The organism is Lysobacter sp. Root690, assembly GCF_001427785.1.
GTDB lineage: Bacteria > Pseudomonadota > Gammaproteobacteria > Xanthomonadales > Xanthomonadaceae > Lysobacter.
Genome location: NZ_LMHM01000012.1, coordinates 557,317 through 578,783, shown reverse-complemented (window position 1 = coordinate 578,783; position 21,467 = coordinate 557,317). Strand labels below are relative to the sequence as shown.

General features: G+C 56.0%; 16 protein-coding genes and 1 pseudogene. 11 read left to right on the top strand and 6 right to left on the bottom strand.

Annotated elements, in window-relative coordinates:
- Positions 1-262: 262 nt before the first annotated feature.
- The 5 genes from ASD86_RS26610 to ASD86_RS27230 all read right to left on the bottom strand — a co-directional run bounded on the left by ASD86_RS26610 (position 263) and on the right by ASD86_RS27230 (position 6,605).
- On the bottom strand, positions 263-805 hold the full coding sequence (locus ASD86_RS26610; RefSeq protein WP_157476451.1) for a hypothetical protein: 543 nt from the start codon (positions 803-805) through the stop codon (positions 263-265).
- Between the two features lie 590 nt (positions 806-1,395).
- Positions 1,396-2,805 (bottom strand): UdgX family uracil-DNA binding protein, encoded by a 1,410-nt coding sequence (locus tag ASD86_RS10435; RefSeq protein WP_056110098.1) that lies wholly within the window; start codon positions 2,803-2,805, stop codon positions 1,396-1,398.
- Positions 2,806-2,816: 11 nt separating this feature from the next.
- Positions 2,817-4,061 (bottom strand): putative DNA modification/repair radical SAM protein, encoded by a 1,245-nt coding sequence (locus ASD86_RS10430; RefSeq protein ID WP_056110096.1) that lies wholly within the window; start codon positions 4,059-4,061, stop codon positions 2,817-2,819.
- A 291-nt stretch (positions 4,062-4,352) separates the two neighbouring features.
- Positions 4,353-5,414, bottom strand: a complete 1,062-nt coding sequence (locus tag ASD86_RS10425) for an HNH endonuclease (protein WP_235567714.1) — start codon at positions 5,412-5,414, stop codon at positions 4,353-4,355.
- Positions 5,415-6,308: 894 nt separating this feature from the next.
- Positions 6,309-6,605, bottom strand: a complete 297-nt coding sequence (locus ASD86_RS27230) for a transcriptional regulator (protein ID WP_162253649.1) — start codon at positions 6,603-6,605, stop codon at positions 6,309-6,311.
- A gap of 84 nt (positions 6,606-6,689) precedes the next feature.
- Between ASD86_RS27230 and ASD86_RS10415 the strand changes: the two genes are divergently transcribed.
- Both ASD86_RS10415 and ASD86_RS10410 read left to right on the top strand, forming a co-directional pair.
- Positions 6,690-7,688, top strand: coding sequence for an ATP-binding protein (locus ASD86_RS10415; protein WP_056110091.1), 999 nt, complete (start codon positions 6,690-6,692; stop codon positions 7,686-7,688).
- Between the two features lie 33 nt (positions 7,689-7,721).
- Positions 7,722-10,238 carry a S8 family peptidase gene (locus ASD86_RS10410; RefSeq protein WP_056110090.1) on the top strand — a complete coding sequence of 839 codons (2,517 nt, stop codon included), beginning with the start codon at positions 7,722-7,724 and terminating at the stop codon, positions 10,236-10,238.
- Between the two features lie 102 nt (positions 10,239-10,340).
- Here the strand turns inward: ASD86_RS10410 and ASD86_RS27765 are convergent.
- Positions 10,341-10,454 (bottom strand): annotated as a pseudogene (locus tag ASD86_RS27765) (IS3 family transposase); the annotation flags it as partial.
- A gap of 86 nt (positions 10,455-10,540) precedes the next feature.
- Here ASD86_RS27765 and ASD86_RS26605 point away from each other — a divergent pair.
- From ASD86_RS26605 to ASD86_RS25890, 9 genes are all read left to right on the top strand, one after another.
- A complete protein-coding gene (locus tag ASD86_RS26605; RefSeq protein WP_157476450.1) occupies positions 10,541-11,308 on the top strand; it encodes a hypothetical protein in 768 nt (255 codons plus the stop codon).
- A 1,301-nt stretch (positions 11,309-12,609) separates the two neighbouring features.
- Positions 12,610-12,861: a hypothetical protein gene (locus tag ASD86_RS10400; RefSeq protein ID WP_056110085.1), complete on the top strand. Its 252-nt coding sequence runs from the start codon at positions 12,610-12,612 to the stop codon at positions 12,859-12,861.
- Positions 12,862-13,654: 793 nt separating this feature from the next.
- The gene (locus tag ASD86_RS10395) at positions 13,655-14,683 is read left to right on the top strand and encodes a hypothetical protein (protein ID WP_157476446.1); all 1,029 of its coding nucleotides are present in this window, start codon (positions 13,655-13,657) and stop codon (positions 14,681-14,683) included.
- Positions 14,684-14,784: 101 nt separating this feature from the next.
- Complete coding sequence (locus tag ASD86_RS10390) at positions 14,785-15,003, top strand: hypothetical protein (RefSeq protein ID WP_056110081.1); 219 nt, start codon at positions 14,785-14,787, stop codon at positions 15,001-15,003.
- A 716-nt stretch (positions 15,004-15,719) separates the two neighbouring features.
- A complete protein-coding gene (locus ASD86_RS10385) occupies positions 15,720-16,931 on the top strand; it encodes an ABC-three component system protein (RefSeq protein ID WP_200957230.1) in 1,212 nt (403 codons plus the stop codon).
- On the top strand, positions 16,928-17,413 hold the full coding sequence (locus ASD86_RS25895) for a three component ABC system middle component (RefSeq protein ID WP_082578242.1): 486 nt from the start codon (positions 16,928-16,930) through the stop codon (positions 17,411-17,413). Before ASD86_RS10385 ends, ASD86_RS25895 begins: the two co-directional genes overlap by 4 nt.
- Positions 17,410-19,365, top strand: coding sequence for a DUF3732 domain-containing protein (locus ASD86_RS10380; RefSeq protein ID WP_056110079.1), 1,956 nt, complete (start codon positions 17,410-17,412; stop codon positions 19,363-19,365). The genes ASD86_RS25895 and ASD86_RS10380 overlap by 4 nt, the downstream gene beginning before the upstream one ends.
- A gap of 70 nt (positions 19,366-19,435) precedes the next feature.
- Positions 19,436-20,365, top strand: a complete 930-nt coding sequence (locus ASD86_RS10375; protein WP_056110078.1) for a hypothetical protein — start codon at positions 19,436-19,438, stop codon at positions 20,363-20,365.
- 65 nt (positions 20,366-20,430) lie between these two features.
- On the top strand, positions 20,431-21,306 hold the full coding sequence (locus ASD86_RS25890; protein ID WP_157476444.1) for a TIR domain-containing protein: 876 nt from the start codon (positions 20,431-20,433) through the stop codon (positions 21,304-21,306).
- Positions 21,307-21,467: the final 161 nt, after the last annotated feature.

Here is a 21,467-nt window from a genome sequence, read left to right as displayed (position 1 = left end):
GCCGGCGTGATGAGCGTTGATGGAACCGCACGGTGATCTTGGACAAGCACTGATTGCGCGTGTCTCGCCATCGCGCCGCCGACCCCTGGAGACCGATGGCGCGACGATCTTCGATGCACAAGCAGACGTCTGAGGCGCTGGCGACTCTTCAGTGATTGTCTTTACCAAGCGCCTTGCTAGGGTATCAGCGGCGAACTTGCCCGGCACAAAATTGATACCAGAATCCCCCGGTATAGCGGGGGGATTTCTCTGGACATTAATGTCAGGGAAATCGATACGGGCCAATGTGAAAATTAATGAAAGCAATTTTTACATGCCCTTCGATGCTAATATGAAATCCATCGGAGAAGTCGATTGTGAACGTCAAGCTGACCTTTTGTTTAACTAATTCAATCTCCTCTGTTCTCGATAGCACACCATCCTTGAATCTAATCTTGGTTGTATCGACTGTCTGGTTAGCTATTTTAAAGGTGGCTGTCAGGAGGTACTCGCCATCGCCAGGGTTGGTTACCTGCCCATGCAGTGATCCGACTTTTACGTCTACGTCGAAGTCTAGAGGGAATACGGGTTCATTGCTCAATGACGTGAGCATCACACTAGACTCTCCAGTCTCAGGCTGAGCCGGAGTTGAAAGCGCGCTTTCTTTGTCTCGATATGTATCTACAAGCGCTTTTGCAAGAAGATCCACGACCTCTGCACTCCATGTGAAACCAGAGTGTTCTTTGCGATAATTTTCTACTATTTCAGCTGAAACGAACCTCGCAAAATCCGATATTGAATCATTCGAACCGGAGCGATCATCCATTTTGATCTCCATGCTTTGGAATTGAGGTTGCGCGCCATCTTGGCAAGTCTTGGTTCGCGCGGCGTTGATCCTACCTCTATGCGCCGACTCAAAAATGAGCCTACGATCCACTCGAAAGGTGATGGACGCTTGCCTTCAGAACTATGGCGCCACCCGGAGTCGGCCTGAGCGAGAAATTTAGCCGCGCAGAGGTAATAACCTTCCCGGAAGGTTATTCTTTTACACGTATACGTAAGCACTTTCTCGATGCGCCATACTTTTGGGCCGTCGCTATATTTCGAGGCCAACCTCATAATGCAGCGGATGCCATTTTCATAGTTGGCAATCGCCATAAAGCAAGAACAGGGGTCAGAGTGGAATTTCAACGGCTCGCCCCTGTACCGCATCATAGTGGTCCAGGCATTCGAGCCGAATCCGCTTCACGGTTCGGCCAGGAAATAGATTCTGCGCCAGCCTTGCTTGACGACTGTCTTCTACCTATTGAACCGCTCTTGCGAGCGGTGAGCCTAGTCAGGCCGGGTATCAAGAAATCAGTGACACTGCGGCCGCACTTCGTTTTCTGTGCAAGCCATCGCGGCATCCGTCCACGGTTACGACGGTATGTCGTTCAACAGCGCCAGGTCGCGTTCGAACCCGCGCAGCAAGGCCTCGCGCGTCGCCACCGGCTCGCGCAGGACGGCGGCGGGATGCACCGTGGCAAACGCGCGTTGTCCACCGGACAGGGTTCGCCACTGACCGCGCTCGTCGGTCAATCGGAATCGCGTTCCCAATACCGCGCGCGCGGCGGTCGCGCCCAGGCACACCACGACGTCGGGACGCACGATGGCCAATTCGTGTTTCAGCCACGGACGGCACGCATTGACGTGCCGAGCCAGAGGATTGACGTGCATTCGCAGCTTGCCGCGCTGCTGGAAATTAAAGTGCTTGACCACGTTGGTGATGTAGAGGGTTTCGCGATCAATCCCCAACGCGTCGAGCACGCGATTGAACAGCTTGCCGGCAGGGCCGACGAAGGGACGGCCGGTCAGGTCTTCTTCGTCGCCCGGCTGCTCGCCTACCACCATGATCCTGGCGCGATCGGGTCCTTCGCCCATCACCGCCTGCGTAGCGGGCTCCCACAACGGGCAACGCCGGCATTGGCCGACGGCGAGCTTCAATCCCGGCATGCCCTGGTGATCAGCGGCCGGTTGCTGGGCCGGCTGAGCTGGAATTTTTCGCCGCGGCGCCTGCGGCATGCGTTCGGCCATCGCCTGCACGCGCGGCCCGGCAGTGCGAATCAGGTCCGGCAGCAAATGCGCTTCGGGCAGATGCTTCCAATACTTCTGCGCCATCTCCTGGCGCATCATGCGCGGGTTGAGCCTGGCCGGATTGAAGATGTTGGCGTAGTAGACGCGCCACAGCCCCTCGTTGGCGTCGTCGGTCGGAGCGTCGTCGCGATTGGCGCCCGCGCCGAGCCCCAAGCGGGTTCCGTCCCACCAGGCACTGCGGTAAGGCGTGAGGATCGCCCAGCGCATGCCGGCGAAACGGCGGGCGAAGAACGGAGCCACCCGATCGACGATGTAATGCTGGGGTTCGAACCACGCGACGAAGGCATCCGTATCGCCGGGCACTTCGCGAAAGCGCACGAACGCCTTCATCTTGTGATTGTCGCGGCGCACCGATTTTTCCAGTTCGCGGGCGCGGTGCACATCGGGATCGGTCGCGCGCTCGAGCAAGCCGCCTTCGCCTTCGGCCATGCGCCACAGCAGCCGGTACAGCAGGCCGTGACGGTGCGGATCGCGGTGGCACAGCACGGCCTCGATCAGCGACAGGAACTCGCGCGAGACGCGCGGCGCGGTACGGACCGGCGTCAGCGGGTTCGGCCCGCCCGAAAACAGGCCGCTTTGAGCCTCGCCGGCCCACGAGATCGCCTCCGGCACCACGCCCGCGCACAAGGCCTCGCGCGCGTGCTTGCGCCACTCGTCCGCGTCCCAGGGCAGTTCCAGTCGTACCGTATGCATCCCGGCGTAGCTCAGTCGAACAGACCGATCTGGCGAGGGCGCGGCGCGAGGTGCGCGCGCAACCGCGCCGGATCGTCGAGCCGCGAACGCGGATGATGATCGAGCAGACTGACGAACGGCAGCACCTTCTTCATCGGCACCCGCAACCGCTGCAGATCGGCGACGCGCAAGCGGGCGTGCCGGCGCGATTGCACGATGCGCGCCACGTTGCGCGTACCCATGCCCGGCACGCGCAGCAACATCTCCATCGGCGCGGTGTTCACGTCGATCGGAAACTGCCCCGGATTGCGTAAGGCCCAGGCGAGCTTGGGATCGATATCCAGGTCGAGCATGCCGCCGTTGTCCGCCGGTGCGATCTCGTCCACGCCGAACCCATAAAAGCGCAGCAGCCAATCGGCCTGATACAGCCGATTCTCGCGTTGCAGCGGCGGCGACTGCAGCGGCAGTTTCGACGAGGCATCGGGAATCGGGCTGAAAGCGGAGTAGTAGACGCGACGCAGACGGAAATTGCCGTACAGGTTGTCGGTGGTGGTCAGGATCGCGCGGTCGTCGGCATCGTCCGCGCCGACGATCATCTGGGTGCTCTGCCCGGCCGGCGCGAACCGGGGCGGCTTGGCCCGCTTGGTCGGCGCTGCCTTGCGCGCTTCCTTGCCTTCCTCGATGCGCCAACGCAGATCGCCCATCGCGGCGCGAATGCGCGGCTGGCTTTTTTCCGGCGCCAGCTGGGCCAGGCCGCCTTCGGTGGGCAGCTCGACGTTGATGCTGAGCCGATCGGCGTAGCGGCCCGCGGCCGCCATCAACTCCGGGGTCGCATCCGGAATGGTCTTGAGGTGGATGTAGCCCGCGAATTTATGGTCTTCACGCAACGAACGCGCGACCTCGACCAATTGCTCCATCGTGTAATCGCTGTCGCGGATGATGCCGCTGGACAGGAACAGGCCCTCGATGTAGTTGCGCTTGTAGAAGTCCAGGGTCAAGCGAACCACTTCTTCCGGCAGGAAGCGCGCGCGGCGCACGTTGCTGGAAACGCGGTTGACGCAGTACGAGCAGTCGAACGTGCAGAAATTGGTCAGCAGGATCTTGAGCAGCGAAACGCAGCGTCCGTCCGGCGTATACGAATGGCAGATGCCCATGCCCTCGGTGCTGCCGACACCGCCCGTGCCAACGGAATTGCGCTTGTCGGCGCCACTGGAAGCGCAGGACGCATCGTATTTGGCTGCGTCGGCGAGAATGGCGAGCTTGTCTAGGATGTTCACGCGCTCAGACTAAGATCGATCAGTCTCAAATGCTGAGACCAAGCTTTGCTAGGCGTCATGAATCCTGGCCGCTGAACCAGCACGTTCGAGCATCTATTTCTTCGGCCCTCGCCGCACATACAGTCAAAGACAGGACGAGTAATAAGAGGCGCACGCCCTTAACAATTCAGGTACAGATATCGGTGTCCCGCGCCTGCGCGCAGGCTATGGCCATGTGCCGTTAAATCTCGACCGTAGCCGGCGGTCTGGAACATAACGCGGGACTCTGCGAAGCAGAAGCCACAAGAACTACTACATCTTTGCATATCGGACTTCGCCACTTACAACGTTATTCGTGTAGATGGCACTACGCCCCATATAGGCACGCAGGTCGCCAAAAATATATACATACCCAAATAAAGACACGATGACGTGCGGGCCGCTTAATATTCCCACATGATGTTCATAAGCTTTGCCACCGGTCAAATACTGAATTCCCAGGAAGACTTGTGATCCCGCAGGCAGCGGCGCTGCCTGAAACGCCTTCAGAATTTCCTCAAAGCTCATACTCGATTCCATCCGCCCCTTATCGACTCGGCCAAGAAGAGTACGAAAGTGCTTGGCCTTGGTTGAGTTAATGAAGACATCGCCGTCTTCAATAGCGGCGAGCTCGAACGCGACTTTTGCCGCCTCCAGAAAGACGGTATCTAGCTTCATCTCCATCGTGCCGGAAAGCACACCAATTGGAGTTTCTACGTCGGGGGCACTCATGTACTTATTGATAGTAGATAGAATTCCACGCTCTTGCTCTTCCTGAGTCCAGCCAAGTCCCAGCCCACGTTCCGACTTGAAAAATCGTTCAAATTTTGATCGAACTATAGTTGGAATATTTTTGCGATCAGTGGCGTCAATAACCATAGTGACGCTGATAGCCCCACACTCCATGATCTCAATATCTTCTACCTGCGGGATTATCCTCGGCCTGAAGTCAGTGTCTAACTTGATCACGGACCGGCCGACTGGCCCAGCGATTTTATAGGGCCCGCCGAGTGGTTGCGGGATAACACCGCGCCGACCGCCTATCCGATACGCATTACGCGCGAGCTCCACAACGGACTGCTTCAGGTAGGGTCCGTCGATATTTTTCCCAAAGTGCTCATTACATACTTTACATAATATATGGGCAGTCAAGCACCCCCCGGCACCGTCTGGAAATACATGCTCCACCGTAAGCCGCGCCGGCTTTTCGCATTGGATGCATTTGGCAGACGTATAACGACTTCCTTGAATTAAGGTCAGCATAGCCCCTTCTTCATTAAAGGGATTCGGTGGCCAGGGGCGACCCGGCCAAAAATAAAAAATAGCCTGCTTCACCATGTAATCTAGTTGCGCAGAGCTCGGTACCTTTATATCCAATCCCTCGCCCTAGAAAGCTAAACTTGCTTACAAATACAATATTCCCGCCAATCACACCGAAAGCGGGATCAGAGTGGACTGGACCAGTCAGTCGATGCACGTGTGCCACGCACTAATGAGGAAGCGTCGTATTGTCGGCATTGCCTCATCTGCGCGACGCTACCTGTGGTCCTTGGAGCGCGTTGCCGCTTGGCAAGGTTTCCGCCAAGGCTCGTTGACCCGCTGCAATCGTGCGTTCGCTCTGGCGAATGCCCCCATCGTTCCTGTTGGATACGACGGAGCCGGCGCCGCGCTCGTCCGAACCAGTGTTATAGCCGACTTCGTCGATAGAACCCCACAGGCTGATGACGCCCTGGTTCTCATGAGTTAGACAGCTTGATTCGTTGAGTGGATTGTACCGCGTCGCCGTTTTAGAGCCCGTCTATTGCCTACTCTCTTGACGGCTTCAGGACTAGTTGCAAGGAGCGCCCTGGCGGCGCGGTGACCATGCCGCCATCCGGCCGAAAAGGACTTGTTTGAATCCTGATTGGCTCGGCCTGGAAGCCGGTCGGACCAAAGTCCGGAGGGGTCGCTACGACTGGAACTATCCGGAGATAGGCGACGTGTCTAGGCCGATCATGAGATGTTGCTGTGCTGCATGCCGCGGATGTGCAGCGCGAAAGCCTCGACAAGCGCTGTTACACGATTGCTGCTTGCTCGATTTTTAACCTAAACCGGCCCCTGAGCAAATCAGACCTCTCCGACTCTCGGAGTTCCGGAAAACGGAATGTGATTCGATTGATACGCGTAAGTTGACGTTGTGCCTACCAGCTCATCGACGGGTCGCACCCCAAGCGACAGAGCAGGGGCAGACTAGCTGCGCTGGTTGAGATCCTCCTGCCCCGCCACGCGTTCAAGTGTGTCTGCAGCACGCCGCATCAGCGCAAGTGCTTCCTGGATCGGGGAGCTTTCTCCGGTCTGCAATTGATTAGAAATCCGACGCAGGCAAAAGTTGACCACGGCCACGGGGGCGCCAAGCCGCTCGCTCTCATAGCGGGATAGGCACGTTCGGTCCACGCCCAGACGCTTTGCAAAGGCCGCCTGGGATTCTTTGCCGCGAGCTGCGACGAGAAGCTCTCGCTGGGAGGTGGGAAAGGCAATTTGCGTCATATTGCAATAATTACACATAAGTGTAATTATTGCACATGAGTTTGCAACATGATCTGTCGAGTACCATTTCTGGGCGGAGGACGTATGGCGCGTGCTGATCAACTTAAAGCTTTACTACGCGCGTACGCGGGAAACGAGGACGCGCAGTTCTCCGCGATCGCCTTGCAGATGGCTGCGGACGCGGCGCAGAAGGGGCACATCCGTCTTGCAGCAGAGTTGAAGAGCTTGATTGAGGCTGGTCAGGCGCGTCATCAAACACAGCCTGTGCAGGCCCTGCGTCCGACTCCCTTGGCTCAGCCAAAGGGCGAACTGGCGGAATTGCTGACCGTTCAATATCCGCGACATCATCTTTCTGAAATGGTCGTTTCGCCGGAAGTCAGCGTGAAACTGGGGCGCGTGTTACGTGAACAGCGTCATCACGAGCGTTTGAGTGGGCACGGCCTCGCCCCTCGGCGTAAGTTGCTACTTATTGGGCCGCCGGGTACCGGTAAGACCTTGACGGCAAGCGTCCTTGCCGCTGAGTTGCGCCTGCCGCTGTTCGTGGCGAGGTTCGATAGCCTGATCACGAAGTTCATGGGTGAAAGCGCGTCCAAATTGCGCTTGGTATTTGAATCGCTGAAAAACACCCGAGGCGTCTATCTATTCGACGAATTCGATTCGCTGGGTCTGCAGCGAGGGAGTCAGCATGACGTTGCCGAGATGCGCCGCACGCTGAACATGTTTCTGCAGCTGATCGAGCAAGATTCGTCGGACAGTCTGATCGTAGCCGCGACCAATCACGGGGATTCTCTCGACACGGCCCTGTTTCGACGCTTCGACGACGTCATCAGATACGACACGCCCGATGAACGCCAAATTGAACAGCTTCTTCGCAACAGCCTAGCGTTGCTGGGGCATCCCGGCTTGGTTTATTCGGAACTGATCGCAGCCGGCAGGACGCTGTCGCACTCCGACATCGTACGTGCCTGCCAGGACGCCATGAAGGATGCCGTGCTCGAACAGCGGCCGCACGTAAGCCAAGACAGCGTCTTGCAGCATCTCGCAGAACGTTCTGCTAGCCTCAAGCACATGAAGTTCAGCTAAGGACGGGCTGATGGCCTGTCGGGGGGCAGGGTCATGGCGGAACCGCTTAACCACTTGAATGCATCTGCCTATGTTCTTGAACGTCCATTCAAGTCCGTTCTCAAAGTCATTAGAGCGCCGGCGCCGACGCGCGAGCGCTACACGCATGGCCAGCGCCTTCTGCGCCAACTTGAAGATCTCCGGCGCGTTGAAGCAGATTTCGTACGTAGGCGAAACGATTTTCTATTGCCGCCCGCGGGACTGACCATCGCAGTCGAGTTGCGCCCCAGCGGCATGCTCGACTACAAGATCTTCGATTGGAAGCGCGATGGTATTGAACTCCTCAACGCGACACCAGGGGAGGAATTCGACTTGGTCGTGCTGCATGTTCCCGACGGTAAATTGACCGCATTCGAGAAGCGGATCACTGACTATCTTGAGAAAGACACGAGGGCCGGAAGTCCGAAGAGCGCAGCCCTAGTCAACGTAATCGAAGGTTTTCGCCGCGCCGCATTCAGCGAACTATGGACTGATCCAAAGGAGCCGCCGGCTGCCGATGACCAGCAGTGGTTCCAGTTGTGGCTCCGCGTGGGGGCAGCAGGTCCGGAAGCAGCAAAAAATAACTTCGTCAAAGTCGCTGCACGACTTGAAATCGAAGTTGAGAGCGGATACGTGCCCTTTCCAGGCCGCGTCGTCGTTGCCGTATATACGACTCGCGCCGCTCTAGAGCAGGCAGTCGAGCTGCTCGATGTCATGGCTGAAATACGATGTGTCCAGCCCACGGCTGACTTCTTCCTGAGCGATTTGACGCCCGCCGATCAAGTGCAGTGGGTCAGAAACCTGGAGGCTCGCCTAGAGACCGCCGGGGAAGAGGATGCTGCTTATGTCACGCTTCTAGATACGGGCGTGGCGCACGCCCATCCCTTGATCCAGGCGAGCCTGGATCCGGCCGATCTGCACGCGATCGACGCGGCATGGACCGTTGCGGATACGGAAGGCCATGGTACCGAGATGGCCGGAATCGCTTTGCATGGAAACCTGAGTCAGCCCCTGGCCTCCGCAGAAACTCACAAAGTTCCGCACCGGATGGAGTCCGTTAAGATCCATCCGCCTCATGGTCAGAATCCCTATCACCTCTATGGATGGGTGATGCAGCAGGCGACCAGCATTGTCGAAGCCGTCGCCGCTGATCGTCGGCGCACGTTCGCAATGATGACCACATGCATCGAGGCCTCCACTGGCTTGCCTTCCGAATGGTCCGCGAGCATCGACCAACTGGCTGCCGATGCCTCCGGGAGATTGGAGCCAGACGGTGAGCGCCAGCGACAGCGACGCCTGTTTGTCCTTGCCGGCGGCAACGTGCAGTGGCCTCAGTGGACTGGTTACCCGGACATCAACGCGGTGAGCGGCATTGAAAGTCCTGCACAGGCCTGGAACGCCCTGACTGTTGGCGCGCACACCGATTTGACCCAAATCGACGTCACTAAATGGCCAGGTCTCGGCTGCATCGCGCCTGCGGGTGCCTTGTCCCCCTGTTCGACGACCTCACTGTTGTGGCGCCGGTCCTGGCCTTTCAAGCCGGACGTGGTCGCCGAGGGCGGAAATGGCTCCTTTGACCAAGGACAGCCGCTCGTAGGGCCGGAAAGCTTGCGGCTGTTGACTACCAACTTCGACATGACCAAGGCGCTGCTGACCGAGACCGGTGATACCAGCGCGGCAGCGGCTGAGGTCTCCAGGCTGTGTGCATACCTCAGCACTCGCTATCCGGACTACTGGCCTGAGACTATTCGAGCACTAGTGGTCCACGGCGCTCGCTATACACCGGCTATGCGTTCTTTGTTGCCCATTAATCCGGTGCGCTCCGACAAGGAGGGCCTCTTGCGCCGGTTCGGACATGGCGCGGTAAACGCCGATAGCGCGTTGAACTCTAGGACTTGGCGGCCGACACTCGTGCTTCAGGAAACGTTGAATCCGTATCGGCACGACGCAGGGAGTATCAAGCTTAACGCTTTGAACTTGCATAAGCTGCCGTGGCCGATTCAGCAGTTGCTGAGCTTGGGGGCAACTACGGTGGAGATGCGCATCTCACTGTCTTACTTTATTGATCCCAATCCGAGCCAGCGTGGTTGGCAGAGCAAGTTCCGTTACCAATCGCATGGCCTCCGATTTGCCGTAAAGGGCGCGACCGAAACCCCAGAGATTTTCGGTCAACGCATCAATAAGGTCGAACGTGAAGACGCTGAAGCGGCTGGCGATGGTGGCGGCGAAGCCATGATCGATCCTGATACAGAGGGATGGCTGTTCGGTCCGCAACTACGTGCCCGCGGGTCCATGCATTCCGATGTGTGGCGGGGTACCGCAGCCCAACTAGCAGAGAAGTCGCATCTAGCAGTCTTCCCAGTTGGCGGTTGGTGGAAGGACTGGAAAGACGCAGGTCAGGCTAGTACGGCTATCCGGTATGCGTTGGTCGTTTCTCTGGAGATTGACGAGACTCTGCAGGTGGACCTATATACCCCGATCCAGGCGATGATTCAGACTCCGATCGTCACGGAGATTCCGTCAACGCTCTAACGACAGCAGAATCTGATCACCACTTGGATCGAAGCTGCTTGGGCAGACTAGCGAGCCGGGCGTCCGAGTAGCACCGGACGTTTAGTGCGTGCCGCTTTCGCGCCTGCGACGCCACATCGCCTCCAAAAGGGCTTGCAGCACTTGGTCAGTGCGCTTCGTCAGAAGAGTGACCCGGGCCGCCACATGCGAGAACAGGCTAAGCACCACGGCCAAGTACCGGATATGACGCGCCTGCTCAATGGCACCACACAATTTGAGCAAAGTAACGCAAGCTGAGCTCACTACGAAGTAGTGAGCGATCCTTGCCCACAAATATCTGCGACTTCTGGACACTTCACCAAATGTCGATAAACCATAAGTACGTTAATGCACTACTTGAAATAGCTAATTCTTCATCTGCGGCGAACTCTGCGAAGAAAATTTGGCGCAAGGAACTCGAAAAATACCGGAGCTCGACAATTTTTGGGCCGAAGTCAGATACCGCTTCAGGCAACCGTCTTCTCCGAGTCAATTTGGAAGTAATGCTCGAGGCCGCAGAATCTATATTCGGACCTGCCGAAATGGGTAGCGAACTGTATACGACTCCGGGCTATCACAATGAAGTACCTAACTCCGGCATAAAAACAACACTTGAAAGTCCGCCAAGATTAATGCTGATTATTAATCAAGACGCAGTAACGTGGGAGGATGCATTCTATGAAATTGCTCATGAAGTAATTCATCTTCTCTCGCCCGTGATAGCTGAGGGGGGCAAACCACCGGTAGCCACTCTCGATGAAGGGGTCGCCGTATACTTCGCCGAGTACGTATATGAGAAGTACATAAGCTCTTATACGGGCTCCCATCCTTCTCTGTCACCCCGCGGCTTGGGTCCCAATCATAGGGCGTACGCTAACGCGTACGCCTTAGCGCGAAAACTCAATTTTGAAGAATTGCGCAGAATTCGAGATGAATTCTCAGGATTCCCATATGCAACCGATCCCTATCGGCTGCTTTCGCTTAGCGCGGGGAAGCTGAACATTGAGGAAGCTCGATCACTTTCGGCGATTTTCGAGTACAAACGCGCTTAAGGGCTTACTGCACGAGCGGGTGTAACTTGATCCGTCGTCGTTGCACAGGCAGAGGCCATCGGCAAATCTCTGAGATACGGCCAAGTATCTAAAACCCGCGTTTTCCTGAGGTTTCAATGTCCCTTCCAAAGTTTGACGATCTGCCCTTTAATTCGCGGCCGGACCTATCACCGTATCTGATTCACCTCACCAAAAACTCTGCAAAGGACGACGGAATTTCCGCTTACGAAAATCTCGTAAGTATCCTGATCGAAGGCGAGATTTTGGGCAGTACGACGGGGAAAGGGATGATTAAGGGCAACAGGCCAGCGGCGTGTTTCATGGATGTCCCTCTGTCCTCTCTGAAATATGTGCTTACCCCGGAGAACTCTGATCCTCAAAAACCGCGGTATGAGCCATATGGGATTGCCGTGACAAAAAGATTCGGATACAAAAAAGGCTGTCGTCCGGTGCTGTACCTATCTAATGACGAGACGAAAAAGCTTGCAATTCCATCTGACGAACTATGGCGAGTGGTGAGATTCGAAGTAAGCACGAAGGGATGGGTAAGTTGGTTGCACGAAAGAGAGTGGAGGTGCCCAGGTCCGTTCCCGCTTCCGAAATCGATACAGGCCGCATTTGTCCGAAACACTGACGAGGCAAGCAGGTTGACCAAACTCTTAGCCAAAAGGCGCGCTGAGTTCAGATGCATACCTAAATCGGTTATCCCCATGACCGTCCTCTGTCAGGGGCTGCTCAAGTAATTTTCGGGCGATCGCGTCAGCCGTAAACGGGGGGAACCGTGTGGTGTAGATCGCCGTACATCGCACCTCGGACCGAGCCCAGGCGCCAAGACATGGATTGTCCGCAGTAGGAGCGAGAGTGGCGGAATGCATTCGGGTCTACAAACTGATAGGCCGGAGCAGTACCGTCCGACTCCCTTGACGGGCTTAAACCGGTGTAAACCACCTTCTACCAATTAACTCTACGTAGCCGTGGACGGATGCGTATTAGCCGCGCCCGGCAGGAATGCTCCGCTACCGTCGTCGGTCGCAGACAACGGGAGCTGCCCTTTTCTGCAGGTTCGTGTCGCGGCGGCGATGCCTGCGGATGCTCTCAGCTATGTCGATGAGGAATGCGTGCCACGGGCGAGGCTGCGCGCGCCGGACGGGCATGCGTCATGCCCTGTTCCGAAATGTAAATTTTTTGTAAATACCGGCCAGGCAGGCCGTTGACTGCCGCCCGTGGCGCACCCCTAATCGCTGCAGTTGCGGCCGCAACCGTGTCGAGTCACTCATCCAATCCAACAAAAGGAATTTGTCATGAAACAAGTCACGAAGACGCTGTTGACGCTCGTTCTGGTTGCCGCATCCGCCTTCACCATCGGCAGCGCGTTGGCCCGTCCGCCCGGTGGCGGCCCACTGCCGCCACAACCGCCACAGCCGCCCATCGGCGCGCAGCACTACGTGTATACGTGCATCTACGAATACGAGACTCTCCAGTTTGAAACGTCCTGCCTCACCTTCTACAACGGTCAAAGGCTCCTGATGGAGATTTACGGACCGGTGATGTAAGGAACGCCGAAAGCCGCGCCAGGGAAGGCGCACGTGCTGAGCGGCGTACGATCGCGCCGGATTCCGCACGCGAGGAACGGGCACCGCTCGGGAAGAGCGGGCGCTGCCCGGCGTCTTGCGCCCGGACGACTCCCTCGGAGTCGTCCGGGTTTTCTTCGATGGCATTCGATGCGACACGTTAGTCCCCCCAGCGATTGGCGTCAGGTGGAATGGCGGGCGGCTACCGCGCCTGGCGCGACGGCGGCCGAATCCCGGCGAGCAAGGTCAGGCACGGGCCGACAGGCCTGCGGCCGACACGCGACTACCGGGGCCAACCGGCATGAGCCGGTTTAGACCGGTTTAAACCCGTCAAGAGAGTTGGACCCCGCGTGCTTTGGCCGCGCCAAACTTCCGCTTCCAACTTTTTCTACGCCTCGTCGCAACGACGAAAATGGCCTTATTTCCCAGGCTTTTGGCGTTTTCCATTGGTCGGCGAGTTATCCACACAGGGGCCATTTGGCGATTTTTTCGCCTCTCTCCGGGCCTTTTTCTCCAAGCCTTTGGTCGGCCGACCATTGGGCGCCCTTATAAAACAGGCACTTACAAGGGGCGGTTTTATGGACGTTTTGACCCTAGCGGTACGTCAAGCCGATTGATCCGACCAATGACGTGCCTCGAGGATCCTCGCGCGCTATGAGTCCAGATCGCGCATCTGTTGATGCGGGCAGCATCAGGTTGGGCCGGACGCAATCTAGACCACCGTCAGGCGCTCCCCGTATTCTTTGCTGGACGCACGACTCGCTTTGGCCAAAACATGGATCTCACCGGCAGGACGCTTTGGCAAGTTGGCAGCGGCGATGCATTTCGATCTTACGGAGATCTATGCATCAAACATGATGTGATGATCCTCGGACCTGGCAACCCGGGTCGGTTCGAATCCGCGCGTTATAAAGATCATGGACACGTCCGTCGCTTCTGCAAAGACGTGAGGCGCGGAGACTTAGTACTGTTACGGCACAAGACCGGCGATATCTTGGCCGCGGGCGTAGTAGCAGATGACGAAGCGTTCTGGTCAGAATCGTTTGCCGACATCGACGGCTGGGATCTGCAACACGTTCGCAGAGTGCATTGGCTTCCGAATTCCAACAAGAGATTCGGCGCGCGCACTTTCGGCGGCCAGGGCAATCGCTTTGCCATGATGAACATTGAAAAAGTTAGGCAGTGGGTTTCCGACCTGCCGCTATCTGCCAATTTCGTGGCTCGCCCGTTAGCTCCACTACCTGAGGTGGGCCGAGATCTCAACTTAGATGAACTTGGCCGCTTGCTTTTCATAGAAGGTCTGGCGAGCGAGTACATCGACAAGCTAACTTCTACGTTCGCTTCTCTTCAGCGCGTCGCCGCATGGTACGCCAATGAGGAAAAACGGCCGGAGAAGCGTCCTTCCGAGATGGAGACGATCTGCTATCTCATAGTTCCTTTTCTTTTGTCTCTCGGCTGGTCTCAACAAACCGCTGCGATCCAGTGGAACTACGTCGATATCGCACTCTTCCGTTCGATGCCGCCCACAGACGCATCTCTCGATTGCGTGATTGAAGCCAAGCTCCTCGGTCGCTCCGTTTTTTCGGCGGAGGGTCAAGCTAGACTCTATGCGCTGAAGAAAGGACGCGGAGACTGTAAGCGACTGATCGTAACCGACGGCATCCGTTACGCACTGTATGCACGGAACACTGACGATTTCGTATTGACGGCGTATTTGAACATCTTGAGTATGCGTGACGCCTATCCTGTGTTGAACTGCGGGGGAGCAGTCGAGGTCGTAATGGGGATAGCTCGCCAGGGCTAAGTGCCTAGTCAGAACAAACTTTTCGAACGCATCAGTAGCTCAATCACAGAAAATTTCTTCGCGACTAGAGGATTGCGCGAGGCCATACTAAGGAGATTCCGATGACCAAATCGCTTATTCGTGACCTACGGCATACCGACGCAACCACCTTAGAAGATTTAGTTCTTGTCATGGCCAAGAACATTGAGCACTCGCTTATCGAGGCAGGTGCAACACCCGGAGAAGATTACACAATGCGCGACCTCTTCAATTGGTCCACTCCGTTCGCGTTGGAAGTCTTCAAAAAGAGTGGGGTCATTACCTACCGAACAGAATTCTGAAGGCGGGCCAAGCTCTTCAGTTCGACATTTTTCTACAACATGCTGGCGACTCCTGCTGGCCGCAACCGCGTTGCGGCTCGGCTTAATTCAGTCGTTACGTCTAAAGCCCCGACGAGTACGGGCCCGAGGATGGCCTGCCCGATGCTGAGGAGTTGGGGCTAATCCCAGCTTTGAGCCCCAATCAGATTCAGGCCATAGACGCGGCATTGCTGGCTGCTGCTGACATTAGATGGCGCAAAGTCGCCCTCCTTGTCACCACCACCGTGACCGGCCCAGCTGGCGTTCCAGGTAATCCAGATGCCTATTACGCGCAGCGTGTCCGAGAGCTGTTCGCTATGGCGCACTCGCGGCTCAAGGCGTTCTATCGCGCATGCGATACAGCGAAGTCCGAATTGTCGGCGGGACTGGCGGTAGTAAGGCCTAGCGATTTGATCAAGCCGAAGCCACTTCGCGCCGCGGCTGGCGGTGGATACAACCTATCGAAGTGGCTGCGCCGATCCAAACGTTGATGACGACATTTTGACGCGCCCACGGCTACTAAGTTCTAACCAGTCTCTTCACGCCCGGGAACACCAAGGAACAACAGGCGACACCAGTTGTGCTTTCTGACCATACGCCAAGGTATGTCGCCGCAACCACTCAGTACCCTCGGGGCTGAGATTTCCTCATACTGACGGGGAATGGAGTGTCTGGGGGCGGACGGCATGGAAGGGAACGTGAGCCAGAGTTCGGCGCATTCCGCCGAGGCTGCAGCACTTGGGTTTTACTACCAAGCTTTATTTGGGCTCGCGACCTTGGTCGAGCAGACCTCGGACGAGGCGGCCGTCGCAATTGAGCGCCTAGACGACGTTGAGATTGTAGTTGACGGCAACACTCTTCTCTATCAGCTAAAGCACTCACTCAGCGCAGCGCCTCCACCAGTTACCATCGCGTCGCGCGCGCTGTGGAAAACCGTCAAAGTCTGGATCGACTTGCTGCCGAACTTATCGCTTTCTGAAACGACTCTACATCTAGTAGTCGTCGGCAGCATACCTAGTGGTAGTCCTTTAACCAGCCTGTTGGTGTCGGGCTCAGACCGCGGAGCGCTTCTTGAGGCGATGCAGAAGGAAGCCGGCCGTGTCATTGATGAGCGGATCGCTGCAGAGCAAGCGGGCGTGAAAAAGTTACCCCACGATGATCGCGCAAATGGGTGCGAGGCCTTCTTTGAACTGGGCGCTACGGAGAAGCTGAACCTTCTTCGACGAATGCGCGTGCAACAGGGTAGTGACACGATAGATAAGATAGAGACTCGCGTAGCGGGCAGCCTGTCGTTGCTACCCATGGCGCATCGGCCAATGATCGCCAGGCGGCTAGTCGAATGGTGGGATAGGCAGGTCCTGTATTCATTGTGTGGGAAGCGGGAGCGATTTATCACCCGCATCGAACTACAGCACCAAATCACAGAGATACTCGGCGACATCGAGGAGGAGCGGCTGATTCCCGACTTCATGACGGCGATCCCGCCGAAGGACTATCAGCCGAATGGCATGATAGCGCGCCAAATCGAACTGGTTGAGGGGCGCGACCACGACCTGACTGTCGCCATCCGCGAGGAGTGGCGCGCGCGTGCGCAGCGATCAAAGTGGATAAACGAAAATCCGGCCATGGCGTCCGTAATCAACGAGTACGATCTTCTACTTAGGGAGCGGTGGTCGGACCGGCATATTCCTATTGTTGACGAATGCTCAGATGCGCTTGAGCCCTACAAGCGAGAAGCCGGTCTCAAGTTGTTGCGCTGGGCTCATCATGAGGCGGCTGCAGCGGTTCCGGCCATCTCGGCAGGTTGGAGCGGACAATACTATGTAAGCGGAAGCTTCCAGGTTCTGGCTATTGGTTTGGAGGTTGGTTGGCACCCCGATTACCGCAATCTACTTAAGGAAGAGAAGTGACGCCAGCGCATGACGTCTTTGCTGAGCTTAATCCCGCTTATTGTGGCACTGCGCTGGCGGCGTTCGTTGGTGCGTACAAGTCCCTTAACGACGCAGGTCCGGAGTTGGCCATCTGCTATATCGCACTTCCCGTTGGGCTGTCGGGGGATCTTGCAGAGACGTTCGCCGGCACGAATAGAAATACAGGTTTGCTCGAATGGCTTACCCGAAGTCCGCAGGTTCATATTGGGCTTGGCTCCAGAGTGAACTCGACCATGGATGTGGTGACAAGCTCTCTCCGATTTGGCTGTTTTGCCAATCTGCTGATTCTCGGACGCGACGGCCGCCTTCAAGTAGGAAACAGACAAGTTCCCAAAAGTTCGCTTGATAAGCTTGGTGCGGAATCAGTTAAGGCCATAAAGCGTGTCGAACGACTGGGCTACTGGTTCGCAATGGCCGGCACAACGCGGAACGTGTTTGGAGTAATGGGGCTAACCGTATGAAGCGCTGGAACATATCAGACATCTTCTTTCTTGGCGTGTCCGGACAACGTCGAGTCGTAACGCTCCTGCCGGGGCAGGTCAACATCATCACAGGTGCTTCCGGCACTGGAAAGTCCACCCTTATCAAAGCCATTGATTACTGCCTGGGTTCAAGCGATTGCGAACTACCAGCGCTTGTTCGGAGGCGTTGTATAGCGGTAGGCGTTAAATGGGTCATTGACGGCGGGGAATTTATTGTCGGGCGTATCATTCCGCCTGTGGGCCAAGATACGAGTACCCGCATGTTTGTCTCTAGTGGAACGAGTCTTGATCTGCCCACAAGTACAGACGATTTTGATGGCGCGACGACATTAGAGGCGGCTAAGGCATTCTTGGAAAGGGCGTTCGGAGTCGTCGACGTGAAGGATGTCGCGGCGGGCGATATTACTGTCCGCGGACGCGCCACGGTTCGTCACCTAACTCCCTATCTGTTTGTTACTAAAGAAGTCATCTATAGTGAGTCAGTGTTGCTGCATGGATTGGAACAAGTAGACAAAGCCCGGGACATCGTTTCAGCAATGCCATATTTCCTTGGCGTTACCGATCAGGCGACTGTTTTGGCCGAACGCAAGCTACGGCAGCTGCAGCGCGTTCTAGACCGGGAAGAGGCGAAAGAAAAGTCTCGATTGACGGCAGAGAGTTCACTTCGACAGCGCGCAATTGGACTTCTGACAGACGCTGAGCGACTCGGTATTGCACAGAGTTCGTCAGCGGATGCGTCGGACTCTCAGCTCATCTCTTTGCTTCGCGAAGTCACTGGAACACAACTTGAAGTCAACACCTATCCGTCTGAGGATGAGCTAGCCGCTCTGCACTTGGCTCGTCGGGACATTCTCTCTCGCCTTGAAGCAACGAAGCGAAAAGCAAGGGCAACCAAGTCCGCAATGCATGAAGTATCGAGCTTTCGAGGGGCGGTTAACCGTCAATATCAAAAGCTCGCGCTCGTTGAGCATATGGATAATATCAGGCATCTGTGTCCAGTCTGCGAGAATCCATCGGAATGGGGTCTTGAAACGCGCAAAGCACTTCAGGCCTCTTTGGCCAAGGTTCGCGATGAAAACAGCGCTGTTGAGCGAGCCGCACCGCGTTTAGCGGAGCACAATCATGACCTGGATCAGGACATTCTTTCGCTCAATGCTCAGTTGCGTGAAGTCGATCTCCGTATCGAGGCTTGGCTACGCCAAAGCGACGAGACACGCAAATTAGCTGATTTGTCGCAGGTGAAAGCACATCTGCTGGGAAAAATCGCCTTCTTTATTGAATCAATCACTCAGGATACTCACAGAACCCAACGAGATCTGAGTGTGCTGCGTGATGAGATTAATGATCTTGAAGGGCATGTCGATCGTGCGGCAAAGCGAGTTAGGTTGCAGCGTGCAGAGCGGAGAATATCGCAATTTGCATCCGAAGCTTTTGCTCAATTACCAACTGTCACACCCTGTGTCGGAGCGGAACTGGAGTTCTCCTCGCGAGAGCCGGCAGTGGTGGTGATCGAAGCGGGGAATGGCGCCGTCCTGACCATGCCTGCGGTGGGCTCCGATCAGAATTATCTTGCTATTCACGTGGCACTGTCGTTCGCGTTGCAGCGTTACTTCGAGATTGCGAACGCACCCGTACCGGGGCTGCTTATTTTCGACCAGATCAGCCGCCCGTACTTTCCAAGTAGTGGTGAAAACGAGGACGAAGCGGAAATAGCGGGTCCGATCGAAGATGAAGATGTCTCCGCTCTGAAGCGTCACATTGATTTTCTATTTTTTGAAACCGCTCGTCGCGACGGTTTGCAGGTACTCCTCATTGAGCATGCGTACTTTGCAGACGATCCAAGATATGTTCTAGCTACGCGCGAGCGATGGACAAAGGCATCGGGACAAGCTTTGATTCCGCTGCAGTGGCCGGTACGAAGCGACCAATAGTGCGGGTTCGGGCGCCCTGTGTGAGTCGCCGGCGTGCTAGGAATAGGAAAGGTGCAAAAGGAGCTGCGAGGTGGGCGAGAGCATTTTTAACATCTATCTGTACTTCGACCCCAGTGGACGCTGTGACTACGCGGGTTACGTCGCTCATCTGTATGAGGGCAACGACGAGCAAGGCATTGAATTCCTACGGAAGAAGGTTAAAGCAGATCTACAGCGGGCAACGAAACTAAGGTTGTCCAACTCTTTCACCCAGCATGAATACAGCACTCGCTGCAGGCTTGGCAGCGAGCGGGACCTATACGCTGAAGTATTAGCCCTCGCTGGCGCCGACTATGCGGCGCTGGCCGTCGTCACCCCTGTGCAGAATGGGCAAGTCAGATACAGCTATAGCTCCCAGACCAATAGCTTCGACGTAGAAGATGCAGTAGAGGCTGCGGGTGAGCACGGCCAAATGGTCGATTGGCTACGCAAGTACACCCGTGACGGATGCATTCACTTCTCCGAACTTATCCACGACGACTACTTCGTAGCGATCAAGCTGACCTATAACAACAAGCTCTACGTCTCATCAATGAAGCTTATGTTGAGCTGCATTGATAGTCTCGCCTATGTTGAGTACGGAGATGTGCGTGAGCCACCGTCATTCGTCCGCTGGCTAAACGACTATGCAGATTTGACGCCGCTTGGTATCACTGCTGAGGAGCTCTGGGAGCTGCGCAATGGACTGCTTCATATGACCAACATCAACTCTTCCAACGTAAGGAAGAAAAATGTTCGGCGAATTTCCTTCCGGGTTGGACATTCAGAGATGGCGTTGCCTGACACGGGTGGCGTCTTCTTCTTTGAGTTCCGCGGACTGATAAACGTGTTTGCCCACGCCCAAGCCCGGTGGATCGAGAGCTACGGAGTCAATCGGGAGAAGTTCGAGAAGTTCGTGGAACGCTACGACGAAACCGTGTCGGACGGTCGTTTAGCGTACGTGCAGATCCCGCAGGCGTGAGCGGGTCAACAGGCCGGTTAGCGGCGGATTGTTTCAGGCATTAGACCTGGCATGGGGATATCTTCGTGTACAACCTATTGATGACGTCAAATCCGACAGCGTGGGATCTGCCGTCTACCGAGTACTCAAAAGGACGGTTTCTTGAGTACACCGACGATTCAATTACTGAAGAGCATCAAGCGCTAACACTTGAAATTGTTGAAAAAATTAAATCTTATCCCTGCCTCTTTCTGCAAGAGCGGTTTGATGGCGTCGCTAAGATCGGGTACATAAGAAATCTTCGCGAAAGAGCGAATGCAATCCTCATCGAATACGAGTTCGATGATCAGATTGGCGACATCCCTGCTGAAAAAATACAACAACTTGCCCAAGAACTTGATATAAATCTCCAGAATGGAGAGCAGTATCGAACACACTGGGCAATTAAGGGCTCTAATCTATTTGCGACTTTACATGCAGCGGGGATTGTTGCTGATAACTATGTCAACCCAAAAGGTCCGGATGGCCGCGTTGAAGAGATCAGATTCAAGGTGGCCTTCTCGTTTCCAGGGGAACTTCGCGAGTTCGTCCTGCAAGTAGTGACTCAGGTTAAATCGCAACTGCCTGCCGGTGCGGTCTTCTATGATTTCGATTTCGTCGCCCAGCTGGCCAGACCAAATCTCGACAACTTGCTACAGAATGTATACCTAAACAATTCAGATCTCCTCGTCGTCTTCCTGTCTGCCGACTACGAGAGAAAAATGTGGTGTGGAATTGAGTGGCGAGCAATTCGCGCTGTGATAAATAACAAAGCGGATGAAAGCGTCATGCTCATCCGGTCAGATGACGCGGCAATTCCGGGAATCTTTCCGCAGGATGGGTACATCGACATGAATCAGTTCACTGCCGATCAGGTCGCTGGCTTCGTTCTCCAAAGAGTCCGCCTGCAGAATCGGCGTTAGATCTACAATCAATTCAAACCGAAGCCGCTTCGCGGCTCGGCTCATTAGCATCGTATGTTTGAGATCGTAGTTTCCTGCGGCGGCGTCTCCGAACGAGTTGCGCTAGCGGGAGTTAGCGATATTTTAGCGGAGTTCGCTGAGCGGCCTTGGCAGTGAGCTGT

What these genes read in the sequence shown, in the direction of transcription:
- ASD86_RS26610 (WP_157476451.1), bottom strand. Translation starts at nt 805, where the DNA reads ATGGATGATCGCTCCGGTTCGAATGATTCAATATCGGATTTTGCGAGG.
- ASD86_RS10435 (WP_056110098.1), bottom strand. Translation starts at nt 2,805, where the DNA reads ATGCATACGGTACGACTGGAACTGCCCTGGGACGCGGACGAGTGGCGC.
- ASD86_RS27230 (WP_162253649.1), bottom strand. Translation starts at nt 6,605, where the DNA reads ATGACGCAAATTGCCTTTCCCACCTCCCAGCGAGAGCTTCTCGTCGCA.
- ASD86_RS10415 (WP_056110091.1), top strand. Translation starts at nt 6,690, where the DNA reads ATGGCGCGTGCTGATCAACTTAAAGCTTTACTACGCGCGTACGCGGGA.
- ASD86_RS10410 (WP_056110090.1), top strand. Translation starts at nt 7,722, where the DNA reads ATGGCGGAACCGCTTAACCACTTGAATGCATCTGCCTATGTTCTTGAA.
- ASD86_RS10400 (WP_056110085.1), top strand. Translation starts at nt 12,610, where the DNA reads ATGAAACAAGTCACGAAGACGCTGTTGACGCTCGTTCTGGTTGCCGCA.
- ASD86_RS10395 (WP_157476446.1), top strand. Translation starts at nt 13,655, where the DNA reads ATGGATCTCACCGGCAGGACGCTTTGGCAAGTTGGCAGCGGCGATGCA.
- ASD86_RS10390 (WP_056110081.1), top strand. Translation starts at nt 14,785, where the DNA reads ATGACCAAATCGCTTATTCGTGACCTACGGCATACCGACGCAACCACC.
- ASD86_RS10380 (WP_056110079.1), top strand. Translation starts at nt 17,410, where the DNA reads ATGAAGCGCTGGAACATATCAGACATCTTCTTTCTTGGCGTGTCCGGA.